Origin of the sequence: Pseudolabrys sp. (genome assembly GCF_035943735.1) — a bacterium.
Classification (GTDB): Bacteria; Pseudomonadota; Alphaproteobacteria; order Rhizobiales; family Xanthobacteraceae; genus Pseudolabrys.
On sequence record NZ_DASZBV010000005.1, the window covers coordinates 181,570 to 197,039 of the forward strand.

The 15,470-nt window shown below is 67.0% G+C and carries 13 protein-coding genes; 6 read left to right on the forward strand and 7 right to left on the reverse strand.

Features of this window, described 5'->3' with window-relative positions; all coding sequences use genetic code 11:
- Positions 1-64: 64 nt before the first annotated feature.
- The 4 genes from VGV41_RS02770 to VGV41_RS02785 all read left to right on the forward strand — a co-directional run bounded on the left by VGV41_RS02770 (position 65) and on the right by VGV41_RS02785 (position 4,542).
- The gene (locus tag VGV41_RS02770) at positions 65-958 is read left to right on the forward strand and encodes a hypothetical protein (RefSeq protein WP_326862120.1); all 894 of its coding nucleotides are present in this window, start codon (positions 65-67) and stop codon (positions 956-958) included.
- A 24-nt stretch (positions 959-982) separates the two neighbouring features.
- Entirely contained in the window at positions 983-1,309 is a 327-nt protein-coding gene (locus tag VGV41_RS02775) for a cupredoxin domain-containing protein (RefSeq protein ID WP_326862121.1), read from the forward strand.
- A 207-nt stretch (positions 1,310-1,516) separates the two neighbouring features.
- A complete protein-coding gene (locus VGV41_RS02780; protein WP_326862122.1) occupies positions 1,517-2,332 on the forward strand; it encodes a substrate-binding domain-containing protein in 816 nt (271 codons plus the stop codon).
- Positions 2,332-4,542, forward strand: coding sequence for a putative bifunctional diguanylate cyclase/phosphodiesterase (locus VGV41_RS02785; RefSeq protein WP_326862123.1), 2,211 nt, complete (start codon positions 2,332-2,334; stop codon positions 4,540-4,542). The genes VGV41_RS02780 and VGV41_RS02785 overlap by 1 nt, the downstream gene beginning before the upstream one ends.
- A gap of 4 nt (positions 4,543-4,546) precedes the next feature.
- Here VGV41_RS02785 and VGV41_RS02790 read toward each other — a convergent pair whose 3' ends face one another.
- On the reverse strand, positions 4,547-5,119 hold the full coding sequence (locus tag VGV41_RS02790) for an isoprenylcysteine carboxylmethyltransferase family protein (RefSeq protein ID WP_326862124.1): 573 nt from the start codon (positions 5,117-5,119) through the stop codon (positions 4,547-4,549).
- A 69-nt stretch (positions 5,120-5,188) separates the two neighbouring features.
- Here VGV41_RS02790 and VGV41_RS02795 point away from each other — a divergent pair, with 69 nt between their 5' ends.
- Complete coding sequence (locus VGV41_RS02795; RefSeq protein ID WP_326862125.1) at positions 5,189-6,103, forward strand: MBL fold metallo-hydrolase; 915 nt, start codon at positions 5,189-5,191, stop codon at positions 6,101-6,103.
- Here VGV41_RS02795 and VGV41_RS02800 read toward each other — a convergent pair.
- From VGV41_RS02800 to VGV41_RS02810, 3 genes are read right to left on the reverse strand one after another with little or no spacing between them, the layout of a single operon-like run.
- Positions 6,085-6,912 (reverse strand): DUF1499 domain-containing protein, encoded by an 828-nt coding sequence (locus VGV41_RS02800; RefSeq protein WP_326862126.1) that lies wholly within the window; start codon positions 6,910-6,912, stop codon positions 6,085-6,087. The two genes, VGV41_RS02795 and VGV41_RS02800, sit on opposite strands and share 19 nt — an antisense overlap.
- Before the next feature lie 13 nt (positions 6,913-6,925).
- Positions 6,926-8,053 carry a M48 family metallopeptidase gene (locus VGV41_RS02805; RefSeq protein ID WP_326862127.1) on the reverse strand — a complete coding sequence of 376 codons (1,128 nt, stop codon included), beginning with the start codon at positions 8,051-8,053 and terminating at the stop codon, positions 6,926-6,928.
- A complete protein-coding gene (locus VGV41_RS02810) occupies positions 8,053-9,315 on the reverse strand; it encodes a DUF898 family protein (protein ID WP_326862128.1) in 1,263 nt (420 codons plus the stop codon). The genes VGV41_RS02805 and VGV41_RS02810 overlap by 1 nt, the downstream gene beginning before the upstream one ends.
- 217 nt (positions 9,316-9,532) lie before the next feature.
- Between VGV41_RS02810 and VGV41_RS02815 the strand changes: the two genes are divergently transcribed.
- Complete coding sequence (locus tag VGV41_RS02815) at positions 9,533-11,521, forward strand: L,D-transpeptidase family protein (protein ID WP_326862129.1); 1,989 nt, start codon at positions 9,533-9,535, stop codon at positions 11,519-11,521.
- On the opposite strand, the gene VGV41_RS02820 is transcribed toward VGV41_RS02815, so the two are convergent.
- From VGV41_RS02820 to VGV41_RS02830, 3 genes are all read right to left on the reverse strand, one after another.
- Complete coding sequence (locus tag VGV41_RS02820; RefSeq protein WP_326862130.1) at positions 11,518-12,222, reverse strand: methyltransferase domain-containing protein; 705 nt, start codon at positions 12,220-12,222, stop codon at positions 11,518-11,520. The genes VGV41_RS02815 and VGV41_RS02820 overlap by 4 nt on opposite strands.
- Position 12,223: 1 nt before the next feature.
- Positions 12,224-13,276 (reverse strand): type III polyketide synthase, encoded by a 1,053-nt coding sequence (locus tag VGV41_RS02825; protein WP_326862131.1) that lies wholly within the window; start codon positions 13,274-13,276, stop codon positions 12,224-12,226.
- A 111-nt stretch (positions 13,277-13,387) separates the two neighbouring features.
- Positions 13,388-15,469 (reverse strand): ABC transporter permease, encoded by a 2,082-nt coding sequence (locus tag VGV41_RS02830; protein WP_326862132.1) that lies wholly within the window; start codon positions 15,467-15,469, stop codon positions 13,388-13,390.
- Position 15,470: the final 1 nt, after the last annotated feature.

Here is a 15,470-nt window from a genome sequence, read left to right on the forward strand (position 1 = left end):
CGCCGCGCGAGGTCGCGCGGCGTCCGGCCGCCGGGCCTTGAACCCGGCCGACGAGGAAGGTCTGATGTCCATCATGCGTTATGCAGGCGCCGCTATCGGCGCCGCGCTTGCGATCTCGACCGTCGCCGCCCGCGCGCAGGACGCGGCCGATTGGCGCGACATCGAGACGAAATACGTGTTCGGCTTCACCGAAGGTTCGGGCATCGGGCTCGAAGGCGAGAAGGAGTTCTCGGTCGACACCGAAGCGCGCATGGGCAAGCGCGACGGGCGCTACTTCGCCAGCGAGAGCAAGCTCGAATTCGAGTTCACGCCGAACCAGTACGTACAGTTCGAGATGGGGCCGTTCGTCTCGGCGCATGCGATCTCCGGCGTCAGCGGTCTCGACGATCGTCATCAGCTCGGCATCGGCGGTCTGTTCGGCGAGATGCGTTACCTGCTGCTCGACCGCGGGCCATCCTCGCCGCTCGCACTGACATTGTCGGCGGAGCCGGAATGGCGGCGCCTCGACGAGACCAGCGGCGCCAGGGTCAACAATCTCGAGCTCGAGCTGAAGCTCAACGCCGACCTCGAGCTGATCAAGAACCGGCTCTATCTCGGCAGCAATCTCCTGTACGAGCCGGAGGGCACGCACGACCCGGACGGGGTCGGCGCCGGCTGGGCGATGGAGTCCAAGACCGGCATCTCGGGCGCGCTGGCGCTGCGCGTTGCACCGTCGACGCTCATCGGCGCCGAGGTTTGGTATCTGCGTCATTATAATGGCGCCTGGATGAACGACTACACGGGTGACGCCGTTTACGTCGGGCCGACCTTGTTCGTGCAGCTGAACAACAAGATGTTCGTGACGGCCGCCTGGAACGTTCAGGTCGCCGGCAGTGAGACCGATAATCCCGGCGTGTCGCTCAATCTGGCAGAATTTTCACGCCAGCGCGCCAAACTGAAGGTCGCCGTCGAGTTTTAGCGCTCGCCGGCCAAGGAGGATGACATGACGATCCGCGCATTTGCCGCCATCGTGCTGGTGGCCGCCCTCGGCACCGCCGCCCAGGCGCAGGACGCCTCGCTCTCGATCAGCGTCAAGAACCACCGCTTCGAGCCGGCCGAACTCACCGCGCCGGCCAACAAGCCAATCGTGCTCAAGGTCAAGAACCTCGATCCGACGCCGATGGAATTCGAGAGCGTGACCTTGCGGGTCGAGAAGGTCGTCGTCGGCAACGGCGAAGGCATCGTCCGGCTGCGGCCGCTGTCGCCCGGGCGCTACAAGTTCTTCGACGACTTCCACCAGGCGACGAACGGCGTCCTCGTGGTGAAATGACCAGACGACCTCGTCGTCAAGTGATCGGACGACGAAGGGCAGCAGCGCTTTCACCTTTGTATTGCAGCATAGACCTCGCCGAATTGTCGTATCGCTGTATAAGATGTGGTATTTTCCCACTACCAGCGGCTAACCGTTGTCGCGTCCCCTGGATGCATTTGACACAGGTCATAGGCGCGCAGCGCTCCGAATGATGGAGATGGCGGCATGCGTCCGCACGCCACATCCATTGTCGTTGCCCTGCTTGTTGCGCTTGCCTCGTTGGAACAAGCTTCGGCTGCCGACGCCATTCGAGTCGGCGGTACCGGCACCGCGATCGGAGCTCTACAGCAGGTGGCGACCAAATTCGCCGCCGACACCGGCGGCAAGGTTGTCGTCGTACCTGCCCTTGGCAGCTCCGGGTCGTTGCGCGCTTTGATTGACGGAAAGCTCGAGCTTGCGGTCATCGCACGACCGCTGACAAGTGACGAGACCGCCGCCGGCCTGCGGCCGTCGCTCGTGCTGCGGACGCCCTACGTGATGGCGACGCCGCATCGCGGTGCCGGCGATCTCAAGGCCGCCGACATCGCGAAGATTTACGCTGCCAATAATCCAGTTTGGCCGGACGGCACGCCGATCCGCATCATCCTCCGCCCGCGCAGCGACACCGACACCGAACTGCTGGGCGCTTTGTTTCCGGGCATGCGTGATGCGATGGAAGCGGCGCGCCGCCGGAAGGAAGTGCCGATCGCGGCCACCGACCAGGACAACGCCGACGAGGCCGAGCATCTGACCGGCTCGCTGATCGGCGCGACGACCACGCAGATCAAGACCGAGGGCCGCCAGCTCCACGTGCTGTCGATCGACGGCATCGAGCCGACGCTGGCGAATTTCGAAAACGGCTCGTACCCGTACGCCAAGAAGCTGTACGTCATCGTCAAGGGCGACGCCAATCCCGGCGTCGCCGGGTTTGTCGCGTTTCTCCGCAGCCCCACGGGCCTGGCTCTGCTGCGTGACGCGGAGGTGCTGCCGGAGGCCAAATAATGCCTGTGCTTCCGTTGCGAGGTCTCGTCAATGCGCTGGCGCTCGCCGTTGCGATCGTCATCGCAGTCGGTGTGCCGACCGGCAATTTCCTGATCGACTACTCGAACGCCGCGGCGACGCTGGCTTTCAAGGCCCGGCTCAATGCAGGGCGTGTCGCCCAATACATCTACACTCACGACGCCCTCTGGCAGTACCAGCAATTGCGTCTGTCCGAGCTGATCCAGTTGCCCGAGGCTGGCGAACAGCCGATATCGCAGACGATCTTTGACAAGGCCGGCGCATTGGTCACGCGTGAGGGGCCTGCTCCGCCGACGCCAACCATCGAGCGAGGCAGTCCGATCGTGGTGTCGGGTACGTCCGTTGGTACGCTGGTGGTCGCGACGAGCCTTGACGAGACGATCGCGCAAACCCTGTTTGTAGGGCTTCTGAGCGCGGGAGTAGGTGCGTTCGCCTATTTTGCGGTTCGATGGCTGCCGCTGCGCGCGCTCGACCGGGCCCTCGAGGATCTGCGCGTCAGCGAGCGCGCCCTGGCCGCGCAAAACCTGCGGCTCGATGCTGCGTTGACCAATATGGTGCAAGGGCTGTGCATGTACGATGCGGAGGGCCGGCTCGTGATCTCCAATGCGCGCTTTGCCGAGATCTACGGGTTGCCGCCGGCCATGATTGCGCCCGGCTTGACTGCACGCGAGTTGGCGGCGGTTCTGGTCAAGTATGGCAAGGTTTCGGCCGCCGAACCGGAGGCGACCCTTGCGCTGCGCGACAACCTTGGCGGTAAGCGTAAAGTCGGTGCCTTCATCCAGAAACTGACCGACGGGCGCAGCATTTCCGTCTCATACGCTCCCGATCCGCACGACGGCTTCGTCGTGACTTTTGAAGATATTACGGCGCGGTTGGCGGCGGAGGAGCGTGTGCGGCACCTTGCGCATTATGACACGCTGACCGATCTGCCGAATCGCGTCACCTTCTACGAACAGATGGAGTCCATCTTGAGCGGGCTCCGGCGCGGTGAGACGTTCGGAATCCTCAGCCTCGATCTCGACCATTTCAAGACCGTCAACGACACGCTTGGGCATCCGATTGGGGACCTGATGCTGAAAACGGTGGCCGATCGGATGCGCGGGTGTATGCGCGAGCGCGATTTCGTGGCGCGGCTCGGCGGCGATGAATTTGTGGTCGTGCAGGTCCCCGCGGACGGACCGACGAGCCTGCCGCGGCTCGCATCCCGGTTGATCGAATCCGTCGGTGCGCCTTACGAGTTGGAAGGCCACCAGATCGTCATCGGCTTGAGCATCGGAATTGCGTTGTCGCCGGCCGACGGCGTGGAGCCGGACGTTCTGCTCAAGAACGCTGATCTTGCGCTGTACCGCGCCAAGGCCGACGGCGGCGGCACCTACCGTTTCTTCGAGGCCGAAATGGACGCGCGCATGCAGGCACGCCGCGCGCTCGAGATGGATCTGCGCAAGGCCGTCCTGAAAAACGAGTTCGAGCTGAACTATCAGCCGATCATAGACGTGAAATCCGGCGCCATCACGAGTTGCGAGGCGCTGATCCGCTGGCGGCATCCGGAGCGGGGTATGATTCCTCCGATGGAGTTCATCCCGGTCGCTGAAGAAACCGGCATGATCGTGCCGATCGGCGAATGGGTTCTGGCGCAAGCTTGTATCGAAGCGATGCGCTGGCCGAAGCACATCGGCGTCTCCGTCAATCTGTCCCCCGCTCAATTCAAGAGCCGAAACCTGGTGCAGGCGATCAAGAATGCGATCGCGGATTCCGGCCTGCCGGCGCAGCGGCTGGAATTGGAAATCACCGAGCTGGTCCTCTTGCAGGAGACCGAAGGGGCTTTCGCCATTCTGCATCAGCTGCGCGATTTGGGCATCAAGATCGCGATGGACGATTTCGGCACCGGCTATTCGTCGCTCGGCTACTTGCGCAGCTTCCCGTTCAACAAGATCAAGATCGACCAGTCCTTCATCCGCGATCTATCGTCCAAGGAGGACAGCCTCGCCATCGTCCGTGCCGTGGTCGGATTGAGCAGCAGCCTCGGCATCACCACGACGGCGGAAGGCGTCGAGACCAAGGAGCAGCTCGCCCGCTTGACGACCGAGGGCTGCGACGAGGCGCAGGGCTTTCTCTTCAGTGAGCCACGCTCGGCGTCGGAGGTTGAGAAGCTCCTGCACGAACTGCCGGCGAAGGCGGAGAGTGTCGGCTGACCGGTCAGACGACGAAAGGCACCAGCGCCTTCACTCTGCCGCGGTAGCGCTCATACGCATCGCCGAATTTCGCGCGCATGAAGCGCTCCTCGACGCCGATCTTGTACACGATGCCGGCGATGAGCAGCGGCAGCGCGACGAGCGCGCGCCAGCGGTCGATCGCCACAACGGTGCCGGCGAGCGCGAGCAGCAAGCCGGTGTAGATCGGATGCCGCACCAGCGCGTAGGGGCCGCTCTGGATCAATTCGTGGTCCTTCTTCAGCGTCACCCGCCCGCTCCAGTTGCGGCCGAGCCACATGCGCGCCGCCGCGGAAAAGCCGAGCCCGAGCACGACCAGCCCCAGGCCGACCAGGAACCAGCCGAATGTGTGCGCATGGAAGCGCCCTTCCATCCTCGTTCCGAGCATGTGTGGGGAGGCGAGCAGCGCGCCGGCGGCAATAAGCGGCGCAGCGTGCAGGAGCCGCGAGCCTGTACCCTCCTGGCGCGCGTTTTCCTTCGCTTTCCGCGCGGCCAGGACCCAGAACGCCAGCCAGACGAGCCACAGGGCAGGTATGAGGGCCTGGAAAAAGGTTTTCATTGCGCCTTGTCTAGGGACCAAGTATGGCCGAAATCGCAAGGGCCGCCTCACGCCGCGCGCAGGAGCCGCATGAGCGAAGACATCCCGTTCAACAAGACCCTCGATCTCGCCCCCGACACGGTCGACGAGCCGGTGCCCGGCGTCCGCAGGGTAATGGCCAACAATCCAGGGCCATTCACCTTCAAGGGCACGCTGAGCTACATCGTCGGCCACGGTAATGTGGCGATCGTCGATCCCGGTCCCGACGATCCGGCGCATATCGGCGCGCTGCTCGACGCGGTGCGTGGCGAAACTGTGACGCATATCTTCGTCACGCATACGCATCGCGACCATTCGCCGGCCGTGCCGGCGGTGAAGGCCGCGACCGGCGCTACCGTCTATGCCGAGGGGCCGCATCGTGCGGCGCGGCCGCTGCACATCGGCGAACACAATCCGCTCGACTCGAGCGGCGACCGCGACTTCCGTCCCGACGTGCAGCTCAAGGACGGTGAAGTCGTCGAGGGCGACGGCTGGGCGATCGAAGGCGTGACGACACCGGGCCACACCGCCAATCACATGTCCTTTGCGCTGAAGGGCCGCAACATTCTCTTCGCCGGCGATCACGTGATGGGCTGGTCGACCTCGACCGTCGCGCCGCCGGACGGCGCCATGAGCGACTACATGGCCTCGCTCGCCAAGCTCGCGCGCCGCGACGAGGATCTCTATTTCGCCGGGCACGGTCCGGCCATTCCCGACGCCAAGCGCTTCGTCAGCTACTACATGCTCCATCGCAAGGCGCGCGAGGATTCGATCCTGCATCGGCTCGGCAAGGGCGCCACCGACATCCCCACCATCGTGCGCGCGATTTATATCGGCATCGACCCGCGCCTGACCGGCGCCGCCGGCATGTCGGTTCTGGCGCACATGGAGGATCTGGTGGCGCGCGGCGTGGTCGAAACCGACGGCGCGCCGGCGATCGACGGCGTCTACCGCTTGGCCGGCTGACGCCGCGGCGGCGCCTTCGGCGTCGGCGTCTCGTCGCTGGAATCCGGCGCGTTGCTGACCGCGTCGTCGATGTCGGCGAGCAGTGCGGTCACCCGCCGCGCATTGGCGCCGAAATCGTGCAGGCCGTAGCGCGAGGCCGAGCGCACGTCGACGCGCGAGCCGTCGCTCAAAGGCGTGACACGCACCACGACGTCGTCGCGGAAGCCCATGATCGTCGTGCGCGCGACCGCCTCGATGACGCCCTGGCGATGGGTGGGCGAGGGCGTCCGCGCATCGACCACCAGCCACTTGCGCTTGGTGACGACCTTCAGCGCCTGGTCGTAGGCCTGCCGCACCGGCATATCGACCTGCAGCGGCACCACATCGGGATAGGCCTTGCGCTGCAGTTCGGCATAGCGTGGCGGGTAGTCGACACGGCCGGGCGGCCGCAGCCGCGCCAGCACGTCGAAGCGCGGCGGGTTGGAGAAATCGGTGGTGACGTCGTTGATCTCCGGCAGCTTGATGGCGCGGGCGGCGAGGTAGGCGGGGTAGGCGAGCAGGGCGGCGCCGAGCAGCAGCCCGCCGAGCGCGCGGCCGAGCCCCGGAGAACCGTTGCGCCAGATCGCCACGAAGCTCGCCAGCGCCAGCAGGATCGCCGCCGCGGCGAAGGCCAACGCGGCGCCGAAGGTGGCCAGCGCCGGCCCGATGTCGAGCAGGCCGGAGCGCACGATGATCACCGACAGGGCCGCAACGGCCACCGCGAACAGCGCCAGCCGCGCCGACCAGACGGCCAGCGGCGTGATCGGCTCATCGAGAAAGGGACGGCGCACGGTGACTGATCCTCTAATCCTTGCAGATGCGGCGCAGCGCCGACCATTCCTCGGCCGTCAGCATAGCGCGGTTCGCGCCGGCCGGCGAAAGCCGCTCGATCGTCGCAACTCGCGCCTTTGTATCCGGATGATCGCGCAAAATCTTCATGCCCGGCTCGGTTGCGCCGCCGATGCGCGCCAGTATCGCCCCCAGCGCCCGGCCGTCGCCGCCGGCCCTGCGCATCAGGTCGACGCCGTAGACGTCGGCCGCGGCCTCGACCTCGCGCGAATAGGAGGATTGCAGCACCGACTTGGCGGCGATCACCACGGCGCCGCCGCCGACGAAGTCGCCGAGCAGCATGCCGAACAGAAACGACAGGCCGGCGCCCTGCAGCACGGCGCGGGTACCGTCGCGATGGGCGACGTGGCCGACCTCGTGCGCCAGCACGCCGGCGAGTTCATCGGCGCCGGTGGCCGCGTCGATCAGGCCCTCGAACACGTAGATGTGGCCGCCCGGGATGGCGAAGGCGTTCGCCTCCGGCCGGTGCACGATCGTGAAGGTCAGCGGCATGCCGAGCGCGGCCGCGCCCTGCAATTCGCCGGTGAGACGCGCGAATGCGGTGCGCGCGGCGGCTTTGTCGGCGCCGGTGCCGCATTCGAACGCCGCGCCGGCGCGGCGCGTGTCGAGGGTGTTGCGCACCTGCAGGTCGACTGCGGCGCCGAGCTTCTGTTCGAGCGCGACCGGCAACAGCGGCGCCACGCGTCCGGCGATGCGTGGCACGCCGAGCCAGGCGACGGCGACGAGTGCTGCGACCGCGATCACGCTCCAGCCGATGGCTATGGCGCGCTGCCGATGCTGCAGGCCGCCGGTGCGGTCCACATTGGCGGCGCGCGCGTCGATGGCCGCGGCAAAGGCGGGATCGAAGATCTCCAGCCGCTCCAGCCGCGCATTGCCGTGCCGGCCGAGCCGCAACACATTCGCCGGCGCGGACAGGCCCTCGATCTCCGTATAGGGCCATTCGGCGAGCAGGCGGCCGTCAGCATCGTCGATCTGCAGCGCGGCGGACGTGAGCATGACTTGCACGCGCCGGCGCGTGCTAATGCGGCCGTCGAAGAAGATGCCGGCGCCGGAGGTCATGCCTTGCTGCGAGTCGCCGGCCATCAGTATCCACCCACGTTCAGCGCATCAGCCAGACCTTCGCCGAGCGGCGAGCTGGCGCCGCCTGTCGCATCGACGTGTTCGAGCACCGCGAGCCCCGACAATTGCAGCGCCTCTGCGCCGAGCTGCCACAGCGACAACAGCACAGTTGCGCGATAGATCATCGAATAACCGAGCGCGGCGATCACATAGCCGCCGAGCCCGACGAGCGAGGCCGCGATGTCGCCGAGGCCGCTGTCCGGCATCTTGCCGGCGAGCACGCCGATCAGGATGAGAAGCGGGATCGCCGCCGCGGTGAGCGCCAGCGTGAACAGACCGCCCCACCACAGGAAGCGCATATAGGCGCCGTACACATGCCGGATGCGCAGCTTTGAATGCGCTTCGATCTCGCCGAAGCGCAGGCCGGACGTCCACCAGCGCAGCACCACCGTCTGGAACACCGGATAAAGCAGGGCCGCCATCAGCGCCGACAGCGCCGTCATCAGCATGGCGAACACGATCGCTTCGCCGAGCGCCGGATTGCCGCCCTCGACGCGGCCCATGACGTCGTCGCCGCCTTGGCCAACTGCGTCGGCGAGCGCGTTCCAGTCGACCGAGTCCACGAAGACGACGACGGTCAACGCCAGCGGGCCGATGACCAGCAACCACATCGGCAACCCGCGCAGCAGCAGGCCGAAGCCGGAGCCGGTGAAGCGGCCGGGCAGGGTGCCGTACTGCGTATGGCGCATCTTGTAGCGTTCGAGGCTGGCGAGCTGGAACGGATAAGCGAGGCCGCAGGTCAGCGCCGTGAGGATCCACCAGCCGACCGCGCGCAAGGCATAGATCCAGGCCGAGCCGCTCTGCGTGAAGCGCAGGCCGCGGAAAATGGTGCGGGTCAGGCGATAGCGGCGCGCGCGGTAGATCGCGAACTGTCCGAGCACGGCGAGGCCGAGGAAAGCGCCGATACCGGTCAGTTCGCCGAGCAGGCCGATATTGAGCGCGGCAAGGAAGAAGCCGGCATAGACCGGCACCAGGATGGCGATCGCGACCAGAAAGCCGGTCAGCAGTTCGAGCGGCGTGCCGGCGTATTCGAGCGTCTCGCCGTCGATCTCGGTGTTCGCCCAGAGGAAACGGCGCACGTCGGTCATCAGCCAGAAGCGATAGAGGCCGAGCGTCACGATCAGCAGCACGGCGCCGCGCGCGAGCAGCCGTCCATAGGCGCCGCGTCCGCCGAGGAACCGCACCCCGCCCGTCGTGCCGGTCCCGCTCGCCTCGAGGCTCGTCATGCCCGCACAGGGATACTGTCTGACGTCGGCGCGGGCAACGTCCCGGCGGCGGCTGAGGGCGTCGTCGCCCTGCCACACATATTAAATTTCGGTTCCTCGCGGGGCCCGCAGCCCGGCGCCGGCCGCGAAACTTACGGCACTTTGGGGCGTTGAGTGTCGTGCAACGCGCATCGCGCGGCGCGAGGTTATTTCTTGTGCAGGAAAAGGGAGCCCGCCCGTGCGGAAAGTCATTGGATCGGCAGCGTTGATGGCCTGTGTGGCTGCGATCGGCGCGGCCGGCCCGGCGCACGCGCAGAGCCCCACGCAATATTGGCACCAGCAGTGGCAGCAGCAGCAACGCGCCCCGCAGCCGTCCTTCGACGGCGATGACTGGTTCGGCGGGCGCGGGCGCTTCGGCCGCAGTGTCTCCGGCTACGCCGATTGGTCCGACGACGGTGGACACCAGCGTTCGCGGCCGACCGGCCCGATGCCGCAGGTGCACATGAACAATCCCACCTTCTACGAATACCGGCCCGACACGCTGAAGACGGTGACCTTCGACAAGCTCTGCCAGGTCGAGGTGGCGTCGAACGCGCAGCCCGCCCCGATCCCGGCGGCAAATGCGGACGGTGCGGCGGCTCAGCCGGCAGCCGACACGACCGCTGCGCCACCCGCGCCGGCGGCACAGTCGCCGTTCGCGCAGGCCTGCGCCGCCTCGCAGCCCGTCAGCATGCGCGTCCTGCCGCAGGTCGGCGACGCGCTGACCGCCTGGTACTCCGCGCATCCGCAATTCGTCTGGGTCGACGACGGCAAGGTGAGCGCCAAGGCGCTCGCCGCGATGGCCGCCCTCAATGCCAGCGACAAGGTCGGCCTCGCGCCCGCCGATTACCGCGTCGACACGCCCAATCTCGACGGCGCCGCGCGTCAGAGCGCGCTGCTGCGCTTCGAACTGAGCCTGTCGGCCAAGGCACTCACTTACGTGCTCGACGCCACGCGCGGCCGTATCGATCCCGACCGGCTGTCCGGCTACCACGATCTGCCGCGCAAGACCGTCGATCTCGGCAAGGCCATGGACGCGATGGCGCAGCAAGCCGATGTCGCCGCCTGGCTCGACGCGCGCAATCCCGACAATCCGCAATTCCGCGCGCTGGTCGCCGAACTCGCGCGGTTGCGGGCGGCGTCGAAGAAGCCGACGGTGCAGCTCAGCGCCGACATCCGCATCGTGCCCGGCGACGTCGACCTGCATCTCGCCGACGTGCTCACCGCGATCGGCCAGGCGGCGCCGGCAGTGAAGCAGGCCTATCCCAATGTCTTCGCCAACACCGACACCGACCAATACAAGGGGGACGCGGTCGCCGCGGTGAAGGCGTTCCAGAAGGCCAAGGGCCTGGCGCCGGACGGCATGATCGGCCGCAGCACCATCCGTGCGCTCATGGGGCGTAACGACAATGCCGGCAAGATCGCCAAGGTCGAAATGGCGCTCGAGGAGCTGCGCTGGCTGCCGCGCGAATTTGGCAACCGCTATGTCTTTCTCAACCAGCCGGCGTTCGAGGTAAGTTATTTCGACGGCAGCAACAAGCCTTTGACCATGCGGGCCGTCGTCGGCCGGCCCGACGCGCAGACCTACTTCTTCGTCGATCACATCAAGGACGTCGAGTACAACCCGTACTGGAACGTGCCGCGCTCGATCGTGGTCAACGAGATGCTGCCGAAGCTCTATCGCGACGCCTCGTATCTCGATGAGAAGGGTTACGAGGTGCTGAATCAGCGCGGCCGCAAGATCGCGTCGGAATCCGTGAACTGGGCCGCCTTCGCCCGCAACGCGCAGAGCGTCGACGTGCGGCAGCCGCCGGGCCGCCGCAACGCGCTCGGCCTGCTCAAGATCGAGTTCCCGAACAAGCATGCGATCTACATGCACGACACCAACGAGAAGTCGTTCTTCACGCGCGACATGCGCGCGCTGAGCCACGGCTGCGTGCGGCTGCAGCATCCGAAGCAGATGGCGGCGGCGCTGCTGGGCAAGAATGTCGAGTACGTCGAGAAGAAGATTGCGCGCGGCGACAATGCCTTCGAGCACGTCGCCGGCGACATACCGGTTTATCTCGCCTACTTTACAGCCTGGCCGGACCAGAATGGCGCCGTGCATTACTACAACGACATCTATACCCGTGACGCTCACCTCAAGACGGCGCTCGAGAAGACTAAAGCGGCGCGCAAAAACGGCTAGGCCTTCAGCCGCGACAGCGCCAGTCGGTAGAGGAACCAGGACAGCCGCACGGACTCCGGATCGAGCCCGGCGGCGGCGATCGTCGGTCGCCAGTCCACCCGGGCGAGCGCGCGCGTCACCGAAATACGGCCGTCCTTAATCACCATGGGATGAATGCCTGTCAGCCGCCCGGTCGCGCCGATGGCGTAGTAGGGGACAGGGTGGCGCTCGAGATCGCAGATTAGCCAGCCGCGCTGCGCAGTCGCTTCCATCCAGCGCACGAAGGCGCAGATGCGATCGTCGGTGAAATGATGCACCAGCAGGCTGCTGACCACGAAGTCGATGCGGATTCCCGGCCGCAGATTGAATACGTCGGCGGCGAGATACTCGATTCCGTCGTCGGGGGCGGTCGCTTCCTGCGCAATCGCGACGGTGTCGGCTTCGACATCGACGCCGATCAGCCGCAACGGCACGCCGCGGGCGCGCGACCAGCGGCGGATCGCGCGCAACAGATCGCCGTGGCCGCAGCCGACATCCATCAGCGTCAGCGGCTCGGACGCGCCGCGCGCGACAGCTTTCAGCCAGGACAGGATCGGCCGATGGCCGAGCATCATGCCGTTAAACCAGGCGAGGCTTTCGAGATAGGCGGCGCGTTCGCGCCGCTCGGGCGCGGCGGTATCAAGCCATTCCGCCACCTGGCTGCGGCGCGAGAAATCCGGCACCTCACGCGCTCCGGAACGCCATGATCTCGGCCGACAGGCCGGGGCCGAACGACATGGCGCAGCCTTTGGCGCCGCGCGCGCCCGCGCGCAGCAATTCGTCGAGCACGAACATCACCGTCGCGGAGGACATGTTGCCGTAGTCGCGCAGCACCGCGCGCGAAGCAGCCAATGCCTCTTCGTCGAGCCCGAACGCACGCTCGACGGCATCGAGTACGGTACGGCCGCCGGGATGCACCGCCCACAGGTCGATGGCGCGCGCCGGGGCGCCGCCGACGATATCCGCGGCGTGCGCATGCAGGCCGGTCTGGATCGCGTTCGGCACGCCGCCGGACAGAACCATGTCGAAACCGGACTCACGGATCGTCCAGGTGATGAGGTCACGCGTCTCCGGGATCAGCAGCGTGCGGAAGCCGTCGAGCGCGACGCCGTCCGCCTCGCCGGTCACCAAAGCGGCGGCGCAGCCGTCGGCGAAGATGAGGAACGACAGCATCTGCTCGAGATCGCCCGTTTCCTGGAAGTGCAGCGTGCACAGTTCGATGTTGAGGATGAGCACGCGGGCGTCCGGCTCAGAGCGCACGATGTGACGCGCCAGCTTCAGTGCATTGATCGCGGCATAGCAGCCCATGAAGCCGACCATCGTGCGCTCGATGCCGCGCGGCAGGCCGCACTGTTCGATGACGTCCTGGTCGAGACCGGGGGCGGAGAAGCCGGTGCAGCACGTGGTCAGCAGATGCGTGACGCGCCGGCGCTCGCCGTGGTCCAGCAGTCGTTCGACCGCGGTGCGGGCCAGCGCCGGCGCGTATCTCTCGAAGGCGCGCATCCGCGCGGCGGTGTCGGGGAAGCCACCTGGCGCGTAGAAGCCGCCGGCCGAGAGATGGTCGGGAGCGAGGAACGAATAGCGATGCGCGATGCCACAACGCTGGATCATGCGCTCGAACAGCCGCGCCCTGCGCGGTTCGTCGGCGAGCGCGGTGCGCGCGTGGCGCGCGAAATGGTGATGGATATCGTGCGCCGGCACGGCGGTCGCGATGCGATTGAGGTAAGCGGTTGTCAAAGGCGTATCCCGGGTGATGCCCCGAAAGGCAAACCCCGGCTTCGCGCCTAACATCCGCGCCGCACGCGTTTTCGCTTCAAATGGACGTGATGTCGCGGACCTCGGCCCGCCTTATTCGTAACGCAGCGCCTCGATCGGATCGAGGCGCGCCGCCTTGCGCGCCGGGTAGTAGCCGAAAAAGATGCCCACCGCGGCGGAGAACACGAAGCCGCCGATGACGGCCGCGCCAGAAATCGGCGCCGACCAGCCCGAGATGATCGGGATCGCCAGCGAGAAGGCGACGCCCATGACGATGCCGGCGACGCCGCCGGTGACGCTGAGCAGCACCGCCTCGGCGAGAAACTGCAGCAGCACGTGGGTGCGCCGCGCGCCGATCGCCATGCGCAGGCCGATTTCGCGCGTGCGCTCGGTGACCGAGACGAGCAGGATGTTCATGATGCCGATACCGCCGACGACGAGCGAGATCGACGCGACGGCGGCGAGCAGCAGCGCCATGATACGGCTCGAGCTTTCCGCCGTTTCGGCGATCTGACTGAGATTGCGCACCGAGAAGTCGTCGTTAGCGCCGGGCGTGATGCGGTGCCGTCGCTTGAGGACCTCGGTGATCTGGCTGATGGCAGGCTGCACGCTGGCGGCGTCGTCCGCCTGCACGAAGATCTGGTTCACAAAGCCGGCGAGGTGCGGGGTCAGGCCGTAGGGGTTCGGAGCCGTCGGATAGACCCAGTTGAGCTGTGTCTGCGCCTGGGTCGGCGCGGCGACGCCGAGCACCTTGCGCTCCGCCGTGGTGAACGGGACCATGACCAGGTCGTCCTGGTCCTGTCCAAATGGCGTCTGCCCCTTGGAGGCGAGGGTGCCGATGACGCGCATCGGCACGCCCTTGACCTGGATGAGCGCGCCGATCGGATCGACCGACTCGCCGAACAGCTGCTTCGCCACCGTCTGTCCGATGACGACGACGAGCGCCGCGGACGCGTCGTCCTCGTCGGTGATTTCGCGGCCCTCCGCAATGCGCCAGTTGGTCATCGGCGGATAGTTCGTGCTGACGCCCTGGATGCCGGTGGCCCAGTTCTGATTGCCGTACTGGATCTGGCCGGACTGGCGGATCAGGTAGCCAACCTCGTTCGCCGCCATCGCCTCACGGCGGATCGCCTGCGCATCGGTGGTGGTCAGCGTCGAGGCGCTGCCGAAGCCGCCGCGCATGCCGCCGGCGGTGCGCGCGCCCGGCAGCACGACGACAAGGTTGGTACCGAGGCTCTCGATCTGCTTGCGCACGGCGTCGTTCGCGCCTTGGCCGACGGCGACCATGGCGATCAGCGCCGCGACGCCGATGAACACGCCAAGCGTGGTGAGTGCCGAGCGCATCATGTTGCGGCGGATCGCCTGCACCGCGGCGGCGAGGATCATGCGGCCGAAAGCCCACACGGCGCCCGGGCGCTGCGACGCGGCGGTGCGCGCCGGCGCCATCGCCGGCGCGGCGCGCGGCCCGTCGGCCTTCGGCTTCTTGACATCGGCGACGATCTCGCCGTCGCGCATCGTGAGCACGCGGTCGGCATAGACCGCAATGTCGGCCTCGTGCGTCACCACGACGATGGTGACGCCCTGCTTGCGGTTGAGCGTGGTCAGCGTCTCCATGATCTCGTGCGAGGTACGGGTGTCGAGATTGCCGGTCGGCTCGTCGGCGAGCAGCAGCCCGGGCTCGTTGATCAGCGCGCGGGCGATCGCGACACGTTGCTGCTGGCCACCGGAGAGCTGGCCCGGCGTGCTTCGTTCGCGCGTCGCCAGGCCGAGCAGCGACAAGGCCGCGCGCGCCCGCGTCAGTCGCGCCCCGGCGCTCGCCGGTCCCGAGGCGGCGTAGAACAGAGGCAGCGCCACATTCTCCAGCGCACTGGTACGCGCGAGCAGGTTGAAGCTCTGGAACACGAAGCCGAGCCGCTCGCTGCGCAGGCCGGCGCGCTCGGGCTCGGTGAGCTGCGCCACGTCGAGGCCTTCGAACAGATACCGCCCGCCCGACGGCCGGTCGAGGCAGCCGATCACGTTCATCAGCGTCGACTTGCCGGAGCCGGACGCCCCCATGATGGCGACGAATTCGCCCGCTTCGATCGTCAGGTTGACGTCGCGCAGCGCATGCACGTCGACGTCGCCGACGTGATAGGTGCGCGACACGCGCTCGAGGCGGATGATGGGTTCGGCCACC